Source organism: Paenibacillus diazotrophicus (genome assembly GCF_042610465.1).
In genome coordinates, this window is record NZ_JBGJZN010000002.1 from 427708 (window position 1) to 449703 (window position 21996).

Annotated in this window: 23 protein-coding genes; 15 read left to right on the forward strand and 8 right to left on the reverse strand. The window is 48.7% G+C overall.

Annotated features, from left to right (window positions below):
• The 4 genes from ACAN54_RS13290 to mnmL are packed head-to-tail and all read right to left on the reverse strand — an operon-like array spanning position 1 to position 2969.
• Positions 1–969, reverse strand: a complete 969-nt coding sequence (locus ACAN54_RS13290; protein ID WP_379155319.1) for a type I phosphomannose isomerase catalytic subunit — start codon at positions 967–969, stop codon at positions 1–3.
• A 45-nt stretch (positions 970–1014) separates the two neighbouring features.
• Positions 1015–1407, reverse strand: coding sequence for a VOC family protein (locus ACAN54_RS13295; protein ID WP_379155322.1), 393 nt, complete (start codon positions 1405–1407; stop codon positions 1015–1017).
• Complete coding sequence (mnmM, locus tag ACAN54_RS13300; RefSeq protein WP_379155325.1) at positions 1408–2013, reverse strand: tRNA 5-(aminomethyl)-2-thiouridylate-methyltransferase MnmM; 606 nt, start codon at positions 2011–2013, stop codon at positions 1408–1410. It lies immediately after the preceding gene.
• Positions 2013–2969 (reverse strand): tRNA modification radical SAM protein MnmL/YtqA, encoded by a 957-nt coding sequence (gene mnmL / locus ACAN54_RS13305; protein ID WP_379155328.1) that lies wholly within the window; start codon positions 2967–2969, stop codon positions 2013–2015. Before mnmL ends, mnmM begins: the two co-directional genes overlap by 1 nt.
• Positions 2970–3279: 310 nt before the next feature.
• Here mnmL and ACAN54_RS13310 point away from each other — a divergent pair, with 310 nt between their 5' ends.
• Together ACAN54_RS13310 and trmB are read left to right on the forward strand one after the other, a co-directional pair.
• Positions 3280–3462: a hypothetical protein gene (locus tag ACAN54_RS13310; protein ID WP_379155331.1), complete on the forward strand. Its 183-nt coding sequence runs from the start codon at positions 3280–3282 to the stop codon at positions 3460–3462.
• 249 nt (positions 3463–3711) lie between these two features.
• On the forward strand, positions 3712–4428 hold the full coding sequence (trmB, locus tag ACAN54_RS13315; RefSeq protein WP_379155335.1) for a tRNA (guanosine(46)-N7)-methyltransferase TrmB: 717 nt from the start codon (positions 3712–3714) through the stop codon (positions 4426–4428).
• A gap of 133 nt (positions 4429–4561) precedes the next feature.
• On the opposite strand, the gene ACAN54_RS13320 is transcribed toward trmB, so the two are convergent.
• Positions 4562–5677 carry an MGDG synthase family glycosyltransferase gene (locus tag ACAN54_RS13320; protein ID WP_379155339.1) on the reverse strand — a complete coding sequence of 372 codons (1116 nt, stop codon included), beginning with the start codon at positions 5675–5677 and terminating at the stop codon, positions 4562–4564.
• A 56-nt stretch (positions 5678–5733) separates the two neighbouring features.
• Positions 5734–6261 carry a phosphatase PAP2 family protein gene (locus tag ACAN54_RS13325; protein ID WP_379155342.1) on the reverse strand — a complete coding sequence of 176 codons (528 nt, stop codon included), beginning with the start codon at positions 6259–6261 and terminating at the stop codon, positions 5734–5736.
• A gap of 407 nt (positions 6262–6668) precedes the next feature.
• Here ACAN54_RS13325 and ACAN54_RS13330 point away from each other — a divergent pair, with 407 nt between their 5' ends.
• The 4 genes from ACAN54_RS13330 to rplT all read left to right on the forward strand — a co-directional run bounded on the left by ACAN54_RS13330 (position 6669) and on the right by rplT (position 9343).
• Positions 6669–7910, forward strand: coding sequence for a glycosyltransferase family 2 protein (locus tag ACAN54_RS13330; protein ID WP_379155345.1), 1242 nt, complete (start codon positions 6669–6671; stop codon positions 7908–7910).
• A 285-nt stretch (positions 7911–8195) separates the two neighbouring features.
• Positions 8196–8693, forward strand: a complete 498-nt coding sequence (infC, locus tag ACAN54_RS13335) for a translation initiation factor IF-3 (RefSeq protein WP_039301536.1) — start codon at positions 8196–8198, stop codon at positions 8691–8693.
• Positions 8694–8750: 57 nt separating this feature from the next.
• On the forward strand, positions 8751–8951 hold the full coding sequence (gene rpmI, locus ACAN54_RS13340; protein WP_036696104.1) for a 50S ribosomal protein L35: 201 nt from the start codon (positions 8751–8753) through the stop codon (positions 8949–8951).
• A gap of 32 nt (positions 8952–8983) precedes the next feature.
• Entirely contained in the window at positions 8984–9343 is a 360-nt protein-coding gene (gene rplT / locus ACAN54_RS13345; protein ID WP_379155349.1) for a 50S ribosomal protein L20, read from the forward strand.
• A 148-nt stretch (positions 9344–9491) separates the two neighbouring features.
• Here rplT and ACAN54_RS13350 read toward each other — a convergent pair whose 3' ends face one another.
• Entirely contained in the window at positions 9492–10034 is a 543-nt protein-coding gene (locus tag ACAN54_RS13350; RefSeq protein ID WP_379155352.1) for an acyl-CoA thioesterase, read from the reverse strand.
• A gap of 305 nt (positions 10035–10339) precedes the next feature.
• On the opposite strand from ACAN54_RS13350, the gene ACAN54_RS13355 reads away from it, so the two are divergent.
• The 5 genes from ACAN54_RS13355 (at position 10340) to ACAN54_RS13375 (ending at position 15723) form a co-directional block, all read left to right on the forward strand.
• Positions 10340–11419, forward strand: coding sequence for a BMP family lipoprotein (locus tag ACAN54_RS13355; RefSeq protein WP_379155355.1), 1080 nt, complete (start codon positions 10340–10342; stop codon positions 11417–11419).
• 180 nt (positions 11420–11599) lie between these two features.
• Entirely contained in the window at positions 11600–13138 is a 1539-nt protein-coding gene (locus ACAN54_RS13360) for an ABC transporter ATP-binding protein (protein ID WP_379155359.1), read from the forward strand.
• Positions 13131–14207 carry an ABC transporter permease gene (locus ACAN54_RS13365; protein ID WP_379155362.1) on the forward strand — a complete coding sequence of 359 codons (1077 nt, stop codon included), beginning with the start codon at positions 13131–13133 and terminating at the stop codon, positions 14205–14207. The genes ACAN54_RS13360 and ACAN54_RS13365 overlap by 8 nt, the downstream gene beginning before the upstream one ends.
• Positions 14208–15158, forward strand: coding sequence for an ABC transporter permease (locus ACAN54_RS13370; RefSeq protein WP_379155365.1), 951 nt, complete (start codon positions 14208–14210; stop codon positions 15156–15158). It abuts the gene before it with no gap.
• A 232-nt stretch (positions 15159–15390) separates the two neighbouring features.
• Positions 15391–15723, forward strand: coding sequence for a hypothetical protein (locus ACAN54_RS13375; protein WP_379155368.1), 333 nt, complete (start codon positions 15391–15393; stop codon positions 15721–15723).
• Here ACAN54_RS13375 and ACAN54_RS13380 read toward each other — a convergent pair.
• Positions 15720–16181 carry a GNAT family N-acetyltransferase gene (locus ACAN54_RS13380; protein ID WP_379155371.1) on the reverse strand — a complete coding sequence of 154 codons (462 nt, stop codon included), beginning with the start codon at positions 16179–16181 and terminating at the stop codon, positions 15720–15722. The genes ACAN54_RS13375 and ACAN54_RS13380 overlap by 4 nt on opposite strands.
• Before the next feature lie 587 nt (positions 16182–16768).
• Between ACAN54_RS13380 and ilvB the strand changes: the two genes are divergently transcribed.
• From ilvB to ACAN54_RS13400, 4 genes are all read left to right on the forward strand, one after another.
• Positions 16769–18517: a biosynthetic-type acetolactate synthase large subunit gene (gene ilvB, locus ACAN54_RS13385; RefSeq protein ID WP_379155374.1), complete on the forward strand. Its 1749-nt coding sequence runs from the start codon at positions 16769–16771 to the stop codon at positions 18515–18517.
• Positions 18514–19002: an acetolactate synthase small subunit gene (gene ilvN / locus ACAN54_RS13390; protein ID WP_379155377.1), complete on the forward strand. Its 489-nt coding sequence runs from the start codon at positions 18514–18516 to the stop codon at positions 19000–19002. Before ilvB ends, ilvN begins: the two co-directional genes overlap by 4 nt.
• A 179-nt stretch (positions 19003–19181) precedes the next feature.
• On the forward strand, positions 19182–20174 hold the full coding sequence (gene ilvC / locus ACAN54_RS13395) for a ketol-acid reductoisomerase (RefSeq protein ID WP_074085844.1): 993 nt from the start codon (positions 19182–19184) through the stop codon (positions 20172–20174).
• Positions 20175–20289: 115 nt separating this feature from the next.
• Complete coding sequence (locus ACAN54_RS13400) at positions 20290–21831, forward strand: 2-isopropylmalate synthase (protein WP_379155382.1); 1542 nt, start codon at positions 20290–20292, stop codon at positions 21829–21831.
• Positions 21832–21996: the final 165 nt, after the last annotated feature.

Consider the following 21996-nt stretch of genomic DNA (forward strand, 5'->3'; position numbering starts at 1 on the left):
TTATGGCAGATACGAGCGGAGCACAGTGGAGTGGCCTTCAATTCCGTAGGCACCCAGAGTGGATGGAAGCAGGTAACATTCCCCGGCGGAATAAGGCTGGGAGCCCCCTTCCCAGGTCAGATGTCCGCTGCCTTCGCAGACCACGAGAATCGTGAAGCTGTCTGGAGTGGTGGAGAGGTTCCATTCTCCGTTAACCACGCCTTTTTCTACGATAAAATATGGGGAGGAGGCAATTTGCAGCCATTCTCCGGCCACAGCCCCATCAGTTTTCATGGAGGTGGCGCCTGCGCCTTCATAAGCGGTCACATTAAGCGAATCCTCGATATGAAGTTCACGCGGCTTGCCATCCAGACCCGGACGGTCGTAGTCATAAATCCGGTATGTAGTATCGGAGTTCTGCTGAATTTCCGCTACAACCACTCCGGCACATAAGGCATGAACAGTTCCTGCAGGGATATAGAAAGCGTCGCCGGCCGAAACAGTGATCTCTTGCATGCTGTCCATCACTTTGCCGGTTTCCAGTGCCTCGCGAAGACTTTCACGGGTTACCCCATCCTTGAGACCGTAGATAATTTTGGCACCTGGTTTGGCATCGAGCACATACCACATTTCTGTTTTACCCAATTCTCCCTTAGGCAATCCTTCGTATTCATCCGTAGGATGAACCTGCACCGACAAATTGTCGTTACAATCTAAGAGCTTGATCAGGAGCGGGAAACGTCCGCCCTCCTTCGGGCTGCCTTTGCTTCCGAACCATTCCTGGCCGAATTGCTCACGGATCTGATCCAGCCCTTGTCCGGCAAGCTCACCATTAAGCACAGATGAAGTCCCGTTCGGATGGTCAGCGATCATCCAGCCTTCGCCAATGTGTCCTTCCGGCAGTTCAAGTCCGAATTTCTCCAGAGCCCGGCCCCCCCACACACGTTCTTTGAACTCTGGTTGAAATTTTAAAGGATAAGGCTTAGTCATCTCTTCATCTTCCTTTCCAAATTATAGAGTAATGTTCTAAATGGTTTACCTGGTGCGTGTGGATTCAAAAAACTCCAGCTTTTCTTCATCCGGCCCGTCAAAAAAGAAATAACGGCAGCCGTTCGCAAGCGTCGAAATACTGGTCAGTGCGGGTATCCCGAGTCCGGCAATTCTACTGTGTTCTTGTTCAATATCATCCACCGTAAAAGCGAGATGGCTTACTCTGCCCTCTTGCGGGAGGCCTTCAAAGACCCGCTCAATCAGTTCCACCTCCACATTAGACTGGCCAGGGAAGCTTAGAAAAGCAAGACGTACCCCGTCTCCAGGCTCTCCCAGAATGTCCTGTAGTTCCAAACCGATGACCTCCTGGTAAAATTGCAGCGAACGTTCCAGATGATTCACTTTAATGCCAATGTGCTCAATTTTGGTTACGGCCACTTACAGATCAGCTCCTTTTTTCTTCTCGATGGCCAGCGTATAGGGAGCGGTGGCCCGCTGCAGCTGGCGGTAGACGATCGCTTGTGCCTTCTGGGATGGAAGGCCCGCTGCCCAGGCTTCCACTGCGGCAGCTTCGCGGTCGCCGCCTTCATGGCCGGGATAGAGCACCGCTGTAACGATGCCGCCCGGCCGCAGCAGCTCAAGCGCGGCCTCCAGCGCGGCCAGCGTGCTCATCGGCTCGGTGATGATCGTCTTGTCGGCATCACCCGCAGGCAGATAGCCGAGATTGAACATCACCGCAGAGACCGTTCCGCGCCAGTCCGGCGGAACGGCTTCCACCATGGCTGCATGACTGCTCAGCAGCAGGGTAACAGGAGCCAGCGCGGCCTGCGCTTCCTCCGAAGCCAGCCGCAGGCGCTCTTCGGCAAGTGCCAGCGCTGCTGGCTGAATGTCGAAGCCGTACACCGCGCCGCGCGGACCGGCCGCTTTGGCGAGGAACAGCGTGTCGGCACCGGTGCCCACGGTGGCATCAATGGCCCGGCCGCCTGGCTGGAGGCGGTCTTCAATACATTTATGAGCAAAGCTGAGGACCGACATAAAGCCCATTAGCTCTTCCTCCAGTACTTACCCTGCCAGGTATCACGTGCAATCAATTCATCATCAATGGCATTCAGAACTTCCCACTTCTTCAGACTCCACATCGGCCCGACCAGCAGGTCGCGCGGAGCATCGCCGGTCAGCCGGTGTACAATCATCTCCGGTGGCAGGATTTCCAGAGAGTCGGCGATTAGCTTCACATATTCGTCCTGCTCCAGGAATCGCAGCAGCCCGGCTTCATACTGCTTGACCATTGGCGTCTTGCGCATGAGATGCAGCAGATGAATCTTTATTCCCTGCACATCCATATTGGCAACCGCAGACACCGTCTCCAGCATCATTTCATGGGTTTCCTGCGGAAGACCGTGAATAATGTGGGTACAGACACGGATTCCATGACGCCGCAGCTTCTGGACTGCTTCGATATAGCACTGAGTATCATGTGCACGGTTAATCAGCTCTGAGGTAGAATCATGAATGGTCTGCAGACCCATCTCAACCCAGAGATAAGTGCGCTGGTGGAGCTCCGCCAGGTATTCGACCACATCATCCGGAAGGCAGTCGGGACGCGTTGCTATGGAAAGGCCGACTACACCCGGCTGCTGCAGAATCACTTCATAATATTCTCTAAGCTCCTCGACTGGAGCGTAGGTGTTCGTATAGGCCTGGAAATAGCCGATATATTGGGCATTCGGCCATTTTAAGTGCTGTCTGTCCCGTACGTTATTGAACTGGGTAACCAGATCGTCCCGGCGGCTGCCGGCGAAATCCCCGGACCCTCTTGCACTGCAAAAAGTGCAGCCTCCTTTAGCGATGGAACCGTCGCGGTTCGGGCACGTGAACCCGGCATCCAGCATCACCTTGAATACTTTGGCATCCAGCTGCTCGCGCATTTCGTAATTCCAGGTATGGAAACGTTTATCCCCCCACAATAATGGAGAGGTGGTTTGTAGAAGGTTAGACATGGAGTACTCCTTTCTATGAAACATAAGGATTATGTATCACAACATTCATCATCCTTATTTATCTCGCTGAGACAGTACCGTTTCTATTTAACCTTTCTATTGTATCAAAAATCAGCGATGAGCGTAACATTCAGACCTCTGTAAATACAGTAGAAAATAGTCTCTAATAACAGCGCTTACATCTTGATATTGCTTACACATTATGTTATATTTAGGGTGTAAAAAAGCCGCTGCAGCAACTATAATTTCTATTTCTTGAATTCATAATTTCGTGTCGCAAGGTCCATAATAAAACCAAGAGGTGATCACGATGAATTCTCAAACGGCTTATGCCGAAGGAAAAGGCTCCATTGACGTGCAGCTGACTCCCGACGAAGCGCTTGCGCTGACGGGCGTTGAATTTAATGGAAATCACAAGATCAAGACTGAAGCACAGCGCAAGATCCGCAGTGCCTTTGAGAAGAGATTTGATTTTCAAACTCCTGCAAGGTAGACGGTCAGCTGCATGATAACACGGACCCCAATTCCAAATATATCAAGAAGGAATTCTTCGTTCCGGCCGTATCCAGGCCAGCGGAGAATTCCTTTTTGTTTGAAGCCTGAGAAGGTTTAAGCTTCAGACTGTTCACTTATTCCCTGGGTTCTGCCTGCTTTCTTGTTAAAATCCCTTTACTTTTGCGGGCAAGTTCGGCACAATATTGCAAGTGACAGTGTTTGTATTAGAGAAAGCGGAGGAAAACTTATGCGTTTACGCGGAAGAAAAGGAATACGTGAAAGTCTGGAAGAACAGACCGATCTGGTCATATTGGATCCACGCAGCCTCAAGGGGCGGTGGTCTGAACTGTTCGGCAACGATCAACCTATTCATGTAGAGTTTGGAATGGGTAAGGGACAGTTCATCAGCCAGATGAGCTTCAAATATCCGGATGTTAATTTTATCGGTGTTGATATGTATGATGAGTTGATCCGGCGTGCGGCGGAGAAGGCCCGCGCGGTCTGGGAACCGGCAGGGCAGGAGACACCGCCTAACCTCAAAGTGGCGCTTGCCAATATTAACTATGCGGAGGAAGTATTTGCTCCGGGAGAGCTGGAGCGGATCTACTTGAACTTCAGCGATCCGTGGCCTAAGAGCAAACACGCGCGCCGCCGGCTGACCCATCCGCGTTTTCTGGACAAATACCGCGGCCTGCTCAGTCCGCTTGGCGAGATTCATTTGAAGACGGATTCGCGGAGCCTGTTTGAGTTCTCTCTGAATGCTTTTGCCGATTATGGTCTGCAGATGAAGAATATCTCTCTTGACCTGCATCCGGATGGAGTGATGAACGAGGAGCAGGTGATGACAGAGTACGAAACCAAATTTTTTGGCCGGGGTGTCAATATTCACCGCTGCGAGGCGATTGTCGGCGCGGAAGCGCTGGAACGCTATCAAGCTACGCGTCTGGACAAGTACCGCCTGTAATTGGCACAAGTGGCGGAGAACTTCCGCTTTATAAGCGGTCTGTACAATAAAAAGGCGGTCCAGTGAACCACACCTGGACTGCCTTTTTATTTCATGAGGATATGATAGCTGTAGATTCAAGTTCTTGCCCGGGCTATTCCAGCATATCAATTATGCTCTGGGCACTTTGCATGGGATGAAAGCGGGCAATTTCCTTCAACAGGCTTTGACGTTTAGCCTGCACCTCGTCATAGCTGTATAGCAGCCGCTCCATCCATGCGTCAACCACCTGAAGTGAAGAAATGGGTTCGCCCAGTCCCGCTGCTGTGAAATAACGGCAATTTTCTTCCTCCTGCCCGGGGAGCGGGTCATAAAACAGCATGGGAATTCCTTTGGCCAGTCCTTCACTGCAGGTCATCCCACCCGGTTTTGTGACCAGAAGATCGGAGATTTCCATCAGTTTGTCAATTTCACGTGTGAAGCCTATCAAGGAAACGTTAGGGTGGCTGTAAAGGGGATTCTCCCGCATCGCATGAAGCAGCTTCTCATTTTTGCCGACGCAAAAAATAATTTGCACCTTATCCCGCCAGCCGGCCAAAGCTTCGTTAATGACCTCGTCGTTCATCATCCCCCAGCCGCCGCCCATGACCAGAACAGTTGGCATATTCTGCAGTGTGAAACGTTTGAGAATATCTGCTCTGCATGGATGCTCCCAGAAGCTCGGGTGAACCGGCATGCCGGTGACCTGGATTTTGGCGGCAGTGACGCTTCGGGTGCGCAGCTTGGCTTTGACCTCGGGAGTGGAAACCAGGTATCTGTCTACTTCGGGGCTGATCCAGGTCGCATGGGCGTCGTAATCGGTTATAACGGTGATCAGCGGGGCTTTGAAGGCCGGATCGAGCCGTTTGAGACGGGAAACGACGGCACTGGGAATGAAATGGGTGCAGACTATAATGTCCGGCCTCAGCTGCTTCACAATATTTTGCGTATGTGTATAAAATATCCGGTGCAGGGCAAGTGTGGTAAGACGGTTGAATGATTTCTGGTGACGGTACACATAGCCCATCAGCCTGGGCTTTGAGGTTACCGTCTTGCGGTATGCCGAGACAATCAAAGGTGCCATTTTGGGATTGAGAAAGCTTCCTAGCTCCAGCACCTTCGTTTGCAGATTAGGCGACAATTTGCGCAGGCTGCTCGACAACGCGTAAGCTGCTTGCGTATGCCCTGCGCCAAAACCTTCTGACAGCAATAGTACTCTTTTTTTACGCAATGTATAATCCACCTGTTTTCGTAAAGGGTATTCGCCGTGTTAGAACATCTCGGACTTTAGAACCACAAGACTACTGTGCCTGCAGCGACTCCGGAACCAATTACCGCCCCTGCAAAAACGTCAGACGGATAGTGCAGTCCGAGATAGATCCGGGAAAATCCGACAATGCAGGCTAGGGGCAGCAGTATGAAGGTTAGGGCAGGAAAGACCATCATATAAGGCACTGTAGATGCGAAGATAGCGGTCGTATGGCCTGATGGAAAAGAATGATCCTTAAGCGGATTGTGAAACGTATTCGTGCCCGGAAGCGCCAGGTACGGCCGCATACGCGGATAGAGTTTCTTGGCAATGGCAACAGGCAGATGGCTGACAGCCAGGGCAGTCAGGGCCTTAAGCCCTGTAGTTCTCAAAGGCTCAGGAGACAGGGCCCAGATCAGCAGATTAATGCCGATGGCGCTTGTGGCTCCGCCTAGATGAGTCAGATAAAAAAGCCAAAAGTTCAGAAAAGGGTTATGCAATCGTCCGTTAATCCATTTGAACAGGCGCTGCTCCAAGAGATGCAATTTCATGAATAGATGTCTCATATCTTGTCCCTCCGATAGTCCGGCTGAAGTTGGTTGGCGCAGCTGCTACAATCCGGTCTATGCCATAAAGCTGTCTTTATCATACTTTTTTAAGGTAGTCCATTTCAAGGTAAAAGCTCGGGTTCATTTGGAAATCAACAGTTTTGACTTCATCACCACTTACGCCGTACAATGATTCAAGCAGGCGGAACGCGTTTATAAGGTAACAGAGAAAAAGAGGAGCCGAATACAGAGCATCCGGATCGTATCTTGTGACGTATACACATACAGGCAAGCCTGCCTTAGCACAAAGGGAAGTCCTTGGTCTTACTGTAAGGGATGCAACAAAAGGGTCAGTACGAACGTCAGCAATGCCAGAGAGAGAGAAAAAAAAGAACATCAAGATTGAAAAGGGGGCATCAAAGGTCATGACAGACGCACTGTTTGTTACGCTCCAAGTGATCTTGGCGGCTATCGCAGTCTATCAGTTTACGTTTTCGTTATTTGGACTGCACAAGAAAAAGAATAAGGGACATATCGCTCCGCAAAAATCATTTGCTGTACTGGTTGCCGCTCACAATGAGGAAGAAGTCGTCGGTGCACTGATGGAGAATTTGAAACAACTTAATTATCCCCAGGAACTGTACGATGTATTTGTCATCTGCGACAACTGTACGGATGGTACAGCCAAGATTGTAAGAGAACACGGAATGAATGCCTGTGTCCGCACCAACAACAACCTGCGCGGTAAGGGTTATGCCATTGAATGGATGCTCAAGGAATTATGGGCGATGCCTAGGCAATATGACGCCGTCGTCATGTTCGATGCCGACAATCTTGCTCACACGGAATTCTTAATGGAGATGAACAAGGATCTTTGCTCAGGCGCTCAAGTTATTCAGGGCTACATCGATACCAAGAATCCTGAGGATTCTTGGATCACTGCGGCTTATGGTGTGTCCTACTGGTATATCAACCGGCTCTGGCAGCTGTCACGCCACAATCTCAATATGGCGAACTTCCTGGGTGGAACAGGTATGTGTTTCGAGACCAATCTGCTGAAGGAAATGGGCTGGGGAGCAACAAGTCTGGTAGAGGATTTGGAATTTACCATGCGGAGTGCCTCCAAAGGCGTCTATCCAAGATTTAATTATGATGCCAAGGTATTTGACGAGAAGCCACTGACATTCAAGGCTTCCTCCAGACAGCGTCTGCGCTGGATGCAGGGTCACTTTACTGTAGCCCGCCGTTATTTCTTTCCTTTGCTGTGGCAAAGCATTAAAGAACGTAGTCTGACGAAATTTGACCTGGCTCTATATGGTGTCAATGTCTACATCGTGTTGCTGACATTCTTGATGACAGCAGTCATGTTTATCGACAATTCCATCTTCGGAGGCCCGCATATAGCGAATATTTATGGTAGCCTGCCACTGTGGCTCAGCTACTTTGCTGTAGGAGCCAATATTCTGACCTTCCTGCTCGCGATGGCGCTGGAGAAGGTGAAGTTCAAAAAGGTATATCTGTATTTGCTGGTATTCCCAATTTACCTGATCTCCTGGTATCCCATTACGTTCTATGCGTTCTTTACGCAGAACAACAAGCAGTGGAGCCATACCAAGCATACGCGTGTCGTACGGCTTGAAGAAGTTCAGAGCAAACAGGTTTCTTAAAGAAGATTTTTTGGAAAAAAGAATTTGGCCACTGTTGACACAGTGTGCATAGTGTTGTATAGTATTCAAGTATGCAAAACATAGGGATTGCAAGCAGAAGCACCGGCTTCTCACCTGACTGGCTCTAAGCCAGCTGGTTTTGATCTCAATGCTTTATGGATGTTATAATTCATGAACGTTGATCAAACGGGGTGTCGGGAGTTACCGGCACCCCTTTTTTATGGAGAACCGCATAAGTGATTTCCCAAGTAGATCCGGAGGTGGAGTATTATCAGTAAGGAACATATGATCAATGATGAAATTCGGGCCAAAGAAGTTCGGTTGGTTGGAGCGGAAGGCGAACAAATCGGTATCAAACCGATCCGCGAAGCGTTGCAGATGGCGATTGATCTTAATCTGGATTTAGTCAACGTAGCACCGCAGGCGAAACCGCCAGTATGCCGCATCATGGATTACGGCAAGTTCCGTTATGAAACACAAAAGAAAGAGAAAGAAGCACGCAAGAACCAGAAGATCGTGGACATCAAGGAAGTCTGGTTCCGTGCCAACATTGAGGAACATGATTATCAGACCAAGTTCCGCAACGTTATCAAGTTTCTGGGCGAAGGTGACAAGGTGAAATGCTCCGTACGTTTCCGCGGACGTGAGATTACACATGCCAGCATCGGTCAGAAGATTTTGGAACGGGTGAAGAACGAAGTTGAAGATATTTCTGTTGTGGAACGCCAGCCTAAGCTGGAAGGACGCAGCATGATTATGATCTTGGCTCCCAAAGCCCAATAAATTTGGAGTCACTTGCACAGCAATTTGGCGCCGCATAATATTCAAGGAGGAAACATCATGCCTAAAATGAAAACTCACAGCAGTCTGAAAGGCCGTTTCAAGATTACTGGAACGGGCAAAGTACTGCGTTACAAAGCTCACAAGAACCACTTGCTTTCCCACAAATCCAAGCGCGCAAAACGCGTACTGAACGGAAATCCGGTTATGGCCCCTGGGGATGTAAGACGTTTGAAACAAGGACTCGCTAACTTGAAATAGTTTTATCACACATTTTTGGGAGGTTTATTAATATGGCAAGAGTTAAAGGCGGATTTGTAGTTCGTCGTAGACATAAAAAAGTATTGAAGCTGGCAAAGGGTTATTTCGGTTCCAAGCACCGCATTTTCAAAACTGCTAAAGAGCAGGTAATGAAATCGATGGTTTACGCATACCGTGACCGTCGTCAGACTAAACGTAACTTCCGCAGACTGTGGATCGTTCGTATCAATGCTGCAGCCCGTTTGAACGGCCTGTCTTACAGCAAGCTTGTATTCGGCCTGAAATTGGCTGGAGTAGAAGTGAACCGCAAGATGCTGGCTGACCTGGCAGTTAACGATCTTAACGCATTCAACTCCCTGGCTGTTGTTGCCAAAGAGAAGATTAACGCATAAGTATTAGAAGTAACCGAAAAGCACCGCCTGCGGGATCTCCCGTTTGACGGTGCTTTTTTTTGAGTCTTGCAAAGGTTTTTCAGTTAATTGAACTTAAGGCCAAGGTTTCAATGTGTCTGGAAGAGGGAGTGAATCCCTAAGCGAAGCTCTACTCCCAGTACTTGGTGGTGCTTAGCTGGGATGCCAGCAGCTTGCTACTGGTTCTTCTAATCTTCCGCAGCTCGGAACGCTCATTTGCAGAGGCGCTGATCAGCTTTTCCTCATCGGTTTCAGCAATGATGGCGGGTACCAGTGCCGGTGTGCCGTCTTCATGGACAGCTACAAAGGTGAGGAAAGATGTCGCTGCAACAGCTCGCTCGCCGGTATATAGATTCTCTGATATGATTTTGACGAATACCTCTATACTGGTTCTGCCCGTCCAGGAGACGAAGGACTCGAAGCATACTGAATCTGTAGGTCTGATAGGCAGTAGGAAGTCAACAGAGTCCGCTGAAGCGGTAACCACATTGGTGCGGCAGTGACGCATGGCAGAGATCGATCCAACTTCATCAATAGTGCTCATTAGCTTGCCACCGAACAACGTCTTATGATTGTTGACATCATTCGGGAATACGCGGCCTGTTTTGAATACACGGGACTCCCGGCAGTATTTGAAGTCTGGTGCAGCTTCTGGTTTGTTTTGATCATCCATTTTTCAATACTCCCTTTTATTACATTATGTAAACATTCATGATAATAGAAAACACATAACCGTGCAATAATAATTATATTGTCCTAACCACAACCATGCAATTCGAGCGCTTCTGACATGGTTTGAATGTTTTGCTGACGTGGGATGTGATAGTAAACGGTTTCTTGTGAAAAAATGCAAATTATTATTGACCTGAGGTCATTAATTGACTGGATTTTAAGGTTTTTACCAGTTATAATTTGATCTAATGGTATGTCCAAGGAATACACAGAAGACATCCAATTTTTTAAGGGGGATCACACTCAATGAAAAAGGTATACCAACTATCTCTTGTTATGTTGCTTGCGTTCACTGTCATTCTGGCAGGCTGCGGCAAGAACAATAACAACTCCGGCAATGAAGCAAGCAACGCTGGAACAGCAACTAACGCACCGGCTGAAGCAACAGCAGCTCCAACGGATGCTCCAAAAACTGACGTCAAAGTCGGTCTGGTTACCGACGTAGGCGGCGTTAACGACAAGTCGTTTAACCAATCAGCTTGGGAAGCTCTGCAGGCTCTTGAGAAAGAATCCGGTATTGAAATCAAGTATCTGCAAAGTAAATCCAATTCAGACTATGAGCCAAACCTTAACCAATTCGTAAAAGGCGGCTACAACCTGACTTGGGGTATTGGTTTTGACCTTGGCGATGCTGTTAAGAAAGTTGCAACCGAGAATCCGGATGCCAATCTTGCGATCATTGACAGTGTGGTAGAAGCTCCAAACGTAGAATCCGTTACGTTCTCCGAGAATGAAGGATCCTTCCTGGTGGGTGTAGTTGCAGGTTTGACTACCAAAACCAACAAAGTAGGTTTCATTGGCGGTATGGAAAGCCCAGTAATCAAACGTTTTGAAGTAGGGTTCATTGCTGGTGTAAAAGCTGTTAACCCTAATGCAGCCGTAAAAGTTACTTATGCAGGTGCTTATGACAAGCCAGACGTTGGTAAATCTTTGGCAGCTACCCTGTACAATGACGGCAATGACATCATCTTCCCAGCTGCTGGCGCAACTGGTAACGGTGTATTCAACGAAGCTAAATCCCGTAACAAAGCTGGCGGCGATAAAGTATGGGTAATCGGCGTAGACAAAGACCAATCCCTGGAATTTGGCGACGATGTAACTCTGACTTCCATGATCAAACGTGTTGACGAAGCGGTTAAGAAAGTTTCCCAACAGGTCGTTGATGGAACATTCAAAGGCGGCACTACAACTGTACTGGGTCTGAAAGACAACGGTGTAGGCCTTCCTGAAACATCCAAAGCCAACGTATCCGCTGAAATTCTTGCCAAAGTTGATGAATACAGCAAACAAATCATTGATGGAACAATCAAAGTTCCTACCGAGTAAGACGGACTTGATGTTTCTTGCTTCACAATAATTAACAAGGAACAAGGCCGGTTATTGAGCTGGCCTTGTTCCTTGTTAGATGAATGTTTCAGGTAATAGGTTAACATAGCTGTACCGTCCTTCAGGGGCGGTATAGCCATGTCTATAAGGTAATATATATTCAGTGATGAGGGTGATTCCATGAGTGCTGCGGCTCCTGTCGTAGAGTTGAAGCAAATCACAAAACGCTTTCCCGGTATCGTCGCGAACGACTCCATTAGTCTGACGCTCGAAAAAGGAGAAATTCATGCACTGCTTGGCGAGAACGGAGCAGGCAAATCCACCTTGATGAATATCGTCTTCGGACTGTATCAGCCCGATGAAGGCAGCATCGAAATCGGCGGGAAACCAGTTGTTATCGATAACCCCAATAAAGCGATTGAGCTTGGCATCGGAATGGTTCACCAGCATTTTAAGCTTGTAGAGCCTTTCACGGTAACTGAGAACATTGTTCTGGGCATGGAACCGAAAAAGGGTCTTAAAATCGACTATAAATCCGCTGCGGAGCAGGTTCGTATACTATCAGAGCAATACGGCCTTCAAGTCAATCCAAATGCCAAGATTTACGACATTTCGGTCGGCATGCAGCAAAGGGTAGAAATTATGAAAACCCTGTACCGCGGTGCGGATATACTTATATTCGACGAGCCTACCGCTGTGCTTACGCCTCAGGAGATTACAGAACTGATGGCGATTATGAAGCGGCTCGTTGCAGAGGGCAAGTCCATCATTTTGATTACTCATAAGCTTAAGGAAATCATGCAAATTTCTGACCGGGTTACCATCATCCGCCGGGGTAAAGTCATTGATACGGTGAAGACTGCTGATACAAATCCTAATGAGCTGGCTGAAAAGATGGTAGGACGCGGTGTAACCTTCAAGGTAGACAAGCAGCCTCCGCGTATTGGTGAAACTGTACTCCAATTGAATAATGTAAGCAGTAAGAGCAAAGATGGTGTGCCGGTATTGAATGGGCTTAGCTTTGATGTGAAGGCTGGGGAAATTCTAGGTATTGCTGGCGTCGACGGGAACGGACAAAGCGAGTTGATCCAGGCGATCACCGGCCTGCGTAAGATTGATTCCGGTTCTATTGCCGTATCCGGCAAGGAAATTTCTAATCTGAATCCACGTAAAATTTCTGAAATGAATGTCTCTCATATTCCGGAGGACCGGCATAAGCATGGGTTAGTCCTGGATTTTACAGTTAGCGAGAACATGGTGCTGGAGACATATTATAAAAGTCCATACAATCAGAACGGATTCCTGAACAAAGAAGTCATCGATCAGCATGCCGAGGATCTGGTCAAGCAGTTTGACGTGAGAACTCCTTCTATTGAGAACAAAGCCCGTTCTTTGTCAGGTGGTAATCAACAAAAAGCGATTATTGCGCGGGAAATAGATAAAAATCCGACACTGCTCATTGCTGCTCAACCTACCCGCGGCCTTGACGTTGGTGCAATCGAATTTGTGCAGAAACAACTCATTGCTCAGCGTGACCAAGGTAAAGCTGTACTGCTGATTTCTTTTGAACTTGATGAAATTATGAATGTGTCCGACAGAATCGCCGTCATCTATGAAGGCCAGATTGTCGGTGAAGTATTCCCGCAGGATACCAATGATCAGGAACTGGGACTGATGATGGCGGGAAGCTTGAAGCGGGGAGGCCATTCGGATGTATAGACTCAAAAAAATATTTGCGACGGACAGCTATATCGTTCCGTTAGTCGCAATAGTTATGGGATTCCTTGTAGGGGCTGTAGTGATGCTGATCGGTGGATACGATCCTGTAGCTGCCTACTCAGCGCTGTTCAAACGCGTATTTGGCAGTCCATATGACTTTGGTGAGGCTATCCGCGAGATGACACCACTGATGTTCACAGGACTTGCAGTAGCTTTCGCCTTCCGTTCGGGTATGTTCAATATCGGGGCGGATGGACAGGTGCTTATTGGAATGACTGCGGCTTCTATTGTTGGCATAAAGCTAGCCGGGACCCTGCCGAATTTTATACTGGTGCCACTGGCAGTTATCATTGCAGGAGTCTGTGGCGGCCTCTGGGCAGGCATTGCTGGTTATCTCAAGGCAAAACGCGGAATTAACGAGGTTATTACCACTATCATGTTGAATTGGATTGCATTATTTCTGTCCAATTATATTGTCAGAACGTTCTTGCTACTTGAAGGGCAGAATCGTTCAGAGGATATTCCGGCCTCGCTCTCCATGACATTCTTAAATTCCCTATTTGATAATGCGCGGCTGCACTGGGGAACCGCAATTGCACTGGCTGCAGCGGTATTCTTCTATGTCTATCTGTGGAAAACCAAACAGGGGTACGAAATGCGAGCTGTCGGCTTGAATCCTCATGCAGCGGAGTACGCAGGTATGAATGTTGGCCGTAATGTTATTAAAGCCATGTTCATCAGCGGTGTTTTTGCCGGGCTGGCAGGTGCAGGCGAAGTGCTTGGTGTATTCCATTATCAATCTGTATTTGCGGCTTCTCCAGGTTATGGCTTTGACGGGATTGCCGTTGCGCTGCTTGGTCTGACGCATCCACTCGGAGTGATTCTGGCTGCTATTCTCTACGGAACCTTGACTTATGGATCTGCAGGTATGAGTTTTGGAGCGGATGTTCCTCCTGAACTCATTCGTATCGTAATCGGTTCAATTATTTTCTTCATTGCGGCACAAGGAATTGTGCGCTGGGTGCTCAAACCGTTCTATTTCAAGCGCAAGAAAGAGAAGGTGTTATAGATGGAAGTATTAGGCCAATTGCTCAATACAACGCTTGTTTTTTCCACAGCGCTGATATTTGCCGCCCTCGGTGGCATCTTCTCTGAACGTTCCGGTGTCGTGAACATCGGACTTGAAGGCTTGATGATGTTTGGCGCTTTTGCTGCAGCTGTAGGCGGATATTATGCTCAGGATGCAGGGATGGGTGAATGGGCGCCATGGGTCGGTGTACTTTGTGCTATGGTTGTGGGTGTACTTGGCGCACTTATTCATGCCGTTGCGTCAATTACGTTCAAGGCGGACCAGACCATAAGTGGTACAGTTATTAACTTTCTGGCTGCTGGCAGTACGCTTTATGTTGTGAAGCTGATTTTTGACGGAGCTGGTGAAACTCCGCTACTGGACGGATTCAGTAAAGTACCTATCCCCGGTCTCTCCAAGATTCCGGTTATCGGCGAGGGGATTTTTAATTCCTATCCGACGACTTACCTTGCGATAATCCTGGTTATTGTCATTTATTTTGTACTCTTCAAAACCCCATTTGGTCTTCGGCTGCGTGCAGTCGGTGAACACCCGAGTGCGGCGGATACACTGGGTGTCAACGTAAACCGCATGAGATATATTGGCGTTATGCTGAGCGGGCTGTTAGCCGGTATTGGCGGAGCCACTATCACCCTAACAACAACGGGAACCTTTGCGCACAACACGGTTTCCGGTCAGGGCTTTATCGCTATTGCGGCGATGATTTTCGGGAAATGGAATCCACTTGGCGCGTTCGGAGCAGCTGTATTCTTCGGGTTGTCGCAAGCGATCCGGAACTATGTGCAATTGTTCGAATGGTCCAAAAACATTCCACAGGAATTTATCTTCATGATTCCTTATGTATTAACGATTATAGTCTTAGTCAGTGCAGTTGGCCGTTCTTCGGCTCCGAAGGCATTGGGTGAACCTTACGACCCTAGCAAACGTTAATTTGGATGTATCGCTTGTTGCGTAGATCAATAAACGCATTTCCGGTATGAACTGGGAATGCGTTTTTTTTGTTGAAATTTTAGATGTATCAGTCAGGGACAGGTGTACAGGCAAAGTGTACTTGGCACGAATAGACTGTTGTGAAGAAGAGCTTAACCTAAGCTTTTGCAGCAAAATTCGTATCGAGTAAATTCTGGGAGACTATGTTTACAAAACTTTTAGGAGGGATAAGATGACACAGCCGGTTACAAGGAAACAGGTGATGAAGCTGGTGGGTAAAAATATTACCGCAGTGAAAAAAGATGGCACGAAAGTAACGGGGAAACTGCTCCGGGTCTCGGGAAATCGACTGGTTTTACAACGGACCAGCGGTAGAAAAGTGCAAACCAAGGCTTTGATTCCGCTGGTGCTGTTTGATTTGTTGGCCATTGGTACGGCCCCCTACGCTTATGGCGGAGGCTATGGCGGTGTACCTGGACCCTACGGAGGGTATGGACCAGGACCGGTGCCTGGACCTTATTGCTGTGGACCCAATTATGGCGTACCGCCGATCGGTTTCTTTTAAACTCTGAATCTGCTGGATAAAGGTTTTTCGAACTCATAGCAGAAGTTTTGCGGCTGATAACGGGCTACGCTGTAGCCCAATTTTTGATAAAAAGAAATTCCCGGCGCATTGCCGGTATCCACTGAGACTTTGGCCCTCTGACAACCGCGTGATAGTGCAAACCGCTCAGCCCGGTCCATGAGCATATTCCCCCAACGCTTGCGCCTTGCCGCAGGGGCTATGGCTAACATGTCAATATAGAGTAAGTCTCCATGCAGCATGAAATGAACGAATCCCAGGGGATCGCTTTCATAATCCGGACAAGCTACAAGGGTAACCCCTTGCCCCAGGCGACGGGGCAGGTCTTTTCGGACCTGGTTGATTACGGTTTGCGGAAGATGCGATAATGGAACCAGTTGTTTCTCAATCAAGTCAAGAATGATAAGATCATCCTGCTTGGGTCTGCGATAGCGAATCATAAAGCGCCCCCTTCACGCATTGTCGTACATCATATGCCCAAAGGCGTGTGGGCGTTCCGGCAAGAATAGAACAACGTTTTGTGACGATTGCAGAAAAGATGGGTATTGACTAACCGTGTGAGGAATCATATAATGTGTCTAAACATTTTAACGAACATACATGCATCGGCAATGATGAGGACGAAGTTTTAAGGGCTCTTTTGCTCAGAGAGTGAGAGGAATTGCTGCAACCTCCACCAGAATCCCTTATATACGAGCTCACCTCGGAGCTGTTTTCCTGAAAGGTCCATCGGCAAGAGTGGTGGAATTATTAGGGGGAATCGTTTGGTCCGCGTTAGGGACTTCAGGTTACAGAGATTTGGGCCCTGCCTACATCGATGGATTTTTGTATCCTGATAAGGTGTTGCATCGTGAGATGCAATGCAAACATGGGTGGTACCACGGAAGATCAACCTTTCGTCCCTCACGCGCTGTCTTTTGCGCGTGGGTGGCGAAAGGTTTTTTTGTTGTCAGGCACATTATCGGTCGTATATAAGACGTTCTGTCATTTTCATAATGAATGTTAACTATCGAAGGGAGGAATACTGATGAGCGCGCAAATACCGGAAGTACAGTCTATAGAGCAGTTACGTGAGAAATGGAAAAATCCCGAGGTGATTACGGGCTCCGAAGTGCTGCTGCGCAGTCTTGTATTGGAAGGGGTAGATACCGTATTCGGGTATCCTGGCGGTGCTGTATTATACATCTACGATGCTCTTCATGGCTTCACCGATTTCAAACATATCCTGACACGGCATGAGCAGGGCGCGATTCACGCGGCTGACGGCTATGCCAGAGCCAGCGGTAAGCCGGGCGTATGTATTGCAACCTCGGGTCCGGGAGCAACCAATCTGGTAACAGGCATCGCCACCGCTTTTATGGACTCTGTTCCACTAGTGGTAATCACCGGTAATGTCTTTTCCAGCCTGATTGGAACAGATGCTTTTCAAGAAGCGGATATTACAGGCATAACCATGCCGATTACCAAGCACAGTTATCTGGTACGTGATGTTGAGGATCTTCCGCGTGTCATTCATGAAGCCTTCCATATTGCGAACACCGGCCGTAAAGGCCCGGTTCTCATTGATATTCCGAAGGATGTATCGGCTGCCAAAACTTTGTTTGCCCCGGCCAAACAGCAGGGCATTAACCTTCGCGGCTACAATCCGCGTACGGTTCCGAACAAGCTTCAATTGGATAAGCTGGTCCGCGCAATATCATCCGCTGAACGCCCGATCATCATTGCCGGCGGCGGTGTCATTTACTCCGGGGCTCATGAGGCTATGTACGAATTCGTGAAGCGGACAGAGATTCCAATCACAACAACATTGCTTGGACTGGGTTGTTACCCGAGTGCGGAAGAACTGTGGATGGGAATGCCCGGTATGCACGGTACCTACACCGCTAATAATGCCATCCAGCAATGCGATCTGTTGATTAACATCGGTGCCCGGTTCGATGACCGTGTAACCGGCAAGCTGGACGGTTTCGCGCCCAAAGCGAAAATTGTTCATATCGATATTGATCCGGCTGAAATTGGAAAAAATGTCTCGCCAGACATTCCAATTGTCGGTGATGTGAAGACCGTACTGGAAATGCTGAATCCTGAAGTAAGCCGTGCGGCTAATGCGGATGCCTGGAGAACGCAGATTGCCCAGTGGAAGCTGGATTACCCGCTTCGCTACAACGATTCCGATACAGAGCTCAAACCACAGTGGGTAATTGAAATGATCAATGACACCACTAAGGGTGAAGCCATTGTCACTACGGATGTTGGACAACATCAGATGTGGGCTGCTCAGTATTACAAGTTCAATCATCCTCGTTCATGGATCACTTCCGGAGGACTTGGAACGATGGGATTCGGATTCCCGTCAGCCATCGGAGCGCAAATGGCACATCCGGAACGGCTGGTAGTCTCCATCAATGGTGACGGCGGCATGCAAATGTGTTCGCAAGAGCTGGCAATCTGTGCAATTCATAAGATTCCAGTCAAAATTGTGGTGATTAACAACCAGGTTCTGGGGATGGTCCGGCAGTGGCAGAACCTCATCTATGAGAAGCGTTACAGCTATACTGACCTTGCGGGCAGCCCAGACTTTGTTAAACTGGCTGAGGCATACGGGGTAAAGGGACTACGGGCAACAAACAAGGAAGAAGCAGGCGCTGCGTGGAAAGAAGCACTGGAAACGCCGGGACCCGTTCTGGTAGAATTCGTTGTTCCTAAGGACGAGAATGTCTACCCGATGGTAACCCAAGGGTCAACCATCGATCAAATGCTGATGGGGGATGAATGACAGTGATGAAACATACGATTGCTGTGCTTGTAAATGACCAGCCAGGTGTACTGCAGCGGGTGTCAGGCCTGTTCGGCCGCCGGGGCTTCAATATTGAGAGCATCACCGTCGGACAGTCCGAAGAAGTGGGTTTGTCCCGGATGGTAATTGTTACCCTGGGTGATCAGCACACCCTTGAGCAGATCGAGAAGCAGCTTTACAAGCTGATTGATGTAATCAAGGTTGTGGATCTAGGCTCCAAGCCAATGGTTGCCCGGGAACTGGCATTGATCAAAGTCAAAGCGGATCCGGCTGAACGTCCGGAGATCATGGGTGTTGTTGAGACTTTCCGCGCTTCAGTGGTCGATATTGGTTCAACCAGCCTGCTCGTACAGGTGGTTGGAGATACTCAGAAAATTGATGCAATGATTGAACTGCTCAAGCCATACGGCATCAAAGAGCTGTCCCGTACCGGTGTTACAGCCATGATTCGGGGAAATGCCTGACTATATTTTACGGCTTTAACGAATTGCTGCTTGTTTGCATTAATTTGATAAGATAAGGGTAAGGAAATTCCCGCGAAAGAGCGGGGGCTTGAAGAGCAGCCTATCCTATCTTAAGGACTGAAGGCTCTTGAAGCACCCGCTCTTTACGATGGGTCCCAAATTAAAGGAGGATATTGACAATGGCAGTGACAACGTACTATGAACAGGATGCAGAACTTAGTGTACTAAAAGGGAAGACAATTGCAGTAATCGGGTACGGCAGCCAAGGGCATGCCCAGGCACAGAACCTGCGTGACAGTGGTCTTCAGGTTGTCATCGGCCTGCGTGAAGGCAAATCGTTTGAAACCGCCAAAAATGACGGCTTTGAAGTATTGCCGGTAGCTGAAGCAGTATCCCGTGCAGATGTAGTGCAAATTCTTATGCCGGACGAAACACAGGCATCCGTATATAAAAATGAAATTGAACCAAACCTCAAAAACGGCGCGGCTCTGATGTTCTCTCATGGCTTCAACGTACATTTTGGCCAAATCGTTGCCCCTAAGGATGCTGATGTACTGCTGGTAGCTCCAAAATCCCCGGGTCACATGGTTCGCCGCACCTATGTTGAAGGTTTCGGCGTTCCTGGACTGATCGCAATTGAACAGGATGCAACCGGCAATGCTCAGGCGATTGGTCTGGCTTATGCCAAAGGTATCGGCTGTACACGTGCAGGGGTTATTGAAACTTCCTTCCGTGAAGAAACCGAAACCGATCTGTTCGGCGAGCAGGCTGTTCTGTGTGGTGGTGTATCCGCACTGATCAAAGCTGGTTTCGAGACGCTTACCGAAGCAGGATATGCTCCTGAAATGGCGTATTTCGAATGTCTGCATGAAATGAAGCTGATCGTTGACCTGGTGTATGAAGGCGGACTTGCAACTATGCGCGATTCCATCAGTAACACTGCCGAGTACGGCGATTATGTAACAGGTCCACGCATCATTACAGATGAAACCAAAAAAGCAATGAAAGAAGTGCTTAGCGATATCCAACAAGGTAAATTCGCCCGCGACTTTATTCTTGAGAATCAATCCGGCCGTGCCTTCCTGACAGCCACTCGCCGCAACGAAGCTGCTCATCCGGTAGAAGTAGTCGGCAGCCAGCTGCGTGAAATGATGCACTGGATTAAGAAATAGTCTCATATACTTAAAACGTTGAACGTAATATAGTGTGATTCTCAGATGCGGCCGGTTTTTTTTGCGGGCCGCATTTGAGGGTTTAAGCGCAATCTTTTTCAGGAGGTGCTCAGCTTTGCGGAAAATATATGTGTTCGATACGACGCTGCGAGACGGAGAGCAGTCGCCGGGTGTGAACCTCAATACACGTGAAAAGGTAGAGATTGCTTACCAGCTGGAGAAGCTGGGGATTGACCGGATGGAAGCAGGTTTTCCTGCTGCGTCACCCGGAGATCTGGCTGCGGTAAACGCAGTAGCGAGAGCTGTGAAGAATGTAACCTTGATAGGACTCTCCCGTTCCAGAGAGAGCGACATCGATGCAGTTAGAGAAGCGCTTCAAGGAGCGCAGGACCCCTGCATTCATCTGTTCCTGGCAACTTCACCGATTCATCGGCAGCATAAGCTTCGTATGGAAAAGGCACAGGTGCTGGAGACCGCACAGGCCGCCATCCGTTATGCCAAAAAATATTTTTCCAAGCTGGAATTTTCACTGGAGGATGCCGGCCGGACTGAACGCGACTTCATGGCTGAAATGGTGGCGATGGCCATTCGTGAAGGTGCGAATGTGGTTAATATACCGGATACTGTCGGTTATCTGAACCCCTCGGAATATGGTGCGATCTTCAAGTTTCTTAAGGACACCGTGCCGGATATTGAGAAAGTGCAGCTTAGCGCCCATTGTCATAATGACTTGGGTATGGCTACGGCGAACACGCTGGCTGCGATTCAGAATGGTGCGGACCAGATTGAAGGTACCATCAACGGCATCGGCGAACGTGCCGGGAATACAGCCATTGAAGAGGTGGCGCTGGCGCTGGAGACACGCAGTGAGTTTTTTAATGCCAAGACTTCGCTCGTATTGTCTGAGATTTCCCGTACAAGCCGGCTGGTCAGCAAGCTTACAGGCATGGTTGTTCCAGGCAACAAGGCAATTGTCGGCGCCAATGCCTTTGCCCATGAATCCGGGATTCACCAGGATGGTATGCTGAAGGAGAAAACCACTTACGAGATCATGACTCCTGAAACCATCGGGCTCAAAGAGAGCAAGCTGGTACTGGGCAAACATTCAGGCCGACATGCATTCCGCGACAAGCTCAGTGATCTGGGCTATGAGCTCTTGGAGGAAGAACTGAATCATGCATTTGCCAAATTCAAGGATCTGGCAGATAAGAAGAAGGAAGTATCCGATGAGGACATTCTGGCGCTGCTGGAAGAGAAACTGATCGATACGCCGGAAGTTTTCAGCCTGCAGACGATCTATGTGACTTACGGCAATGAAGCCACTCCTACAGCCAAGATAACGATTAAAGGGCCGGACACGGAACCGATTATTGCAGTTGCCGAAGGCAATGGGTCAGTAGATGCGATCTATAATGCCATTGACCAGGCTACAGGTGAGGAAGTTACACTTGGTGACTATTCCATCAAGGCTGTCAGCCGCGGCAAAGACGCGCAGGGTGAAGTCCATGTAGTATTGTCACAGGGCGAGGTTGCCGCTCAGGGCCGAGGACTCAGCACAGATATTCTGGAGGCGAGTGCCAGAGCTTATCTGAATGCCCTGAACAAACTGCTGGAGAAACGCAAAACGTATACAAAGCGCGATCATGTTAACCTGTAAATCAGGTTGGTCTCATACCTGACTCGTGCGTTATATCTTTTGACTAACTATTGATTTGAGCTGTTCAGACCGTAGATTGACTCTGCGGTTTGGATGGCTTTATTTGTTTTTCTAAGAACATCATAGCGCTTGGAGGAAGGCGGAATACCCCGTACAATGAGTAAG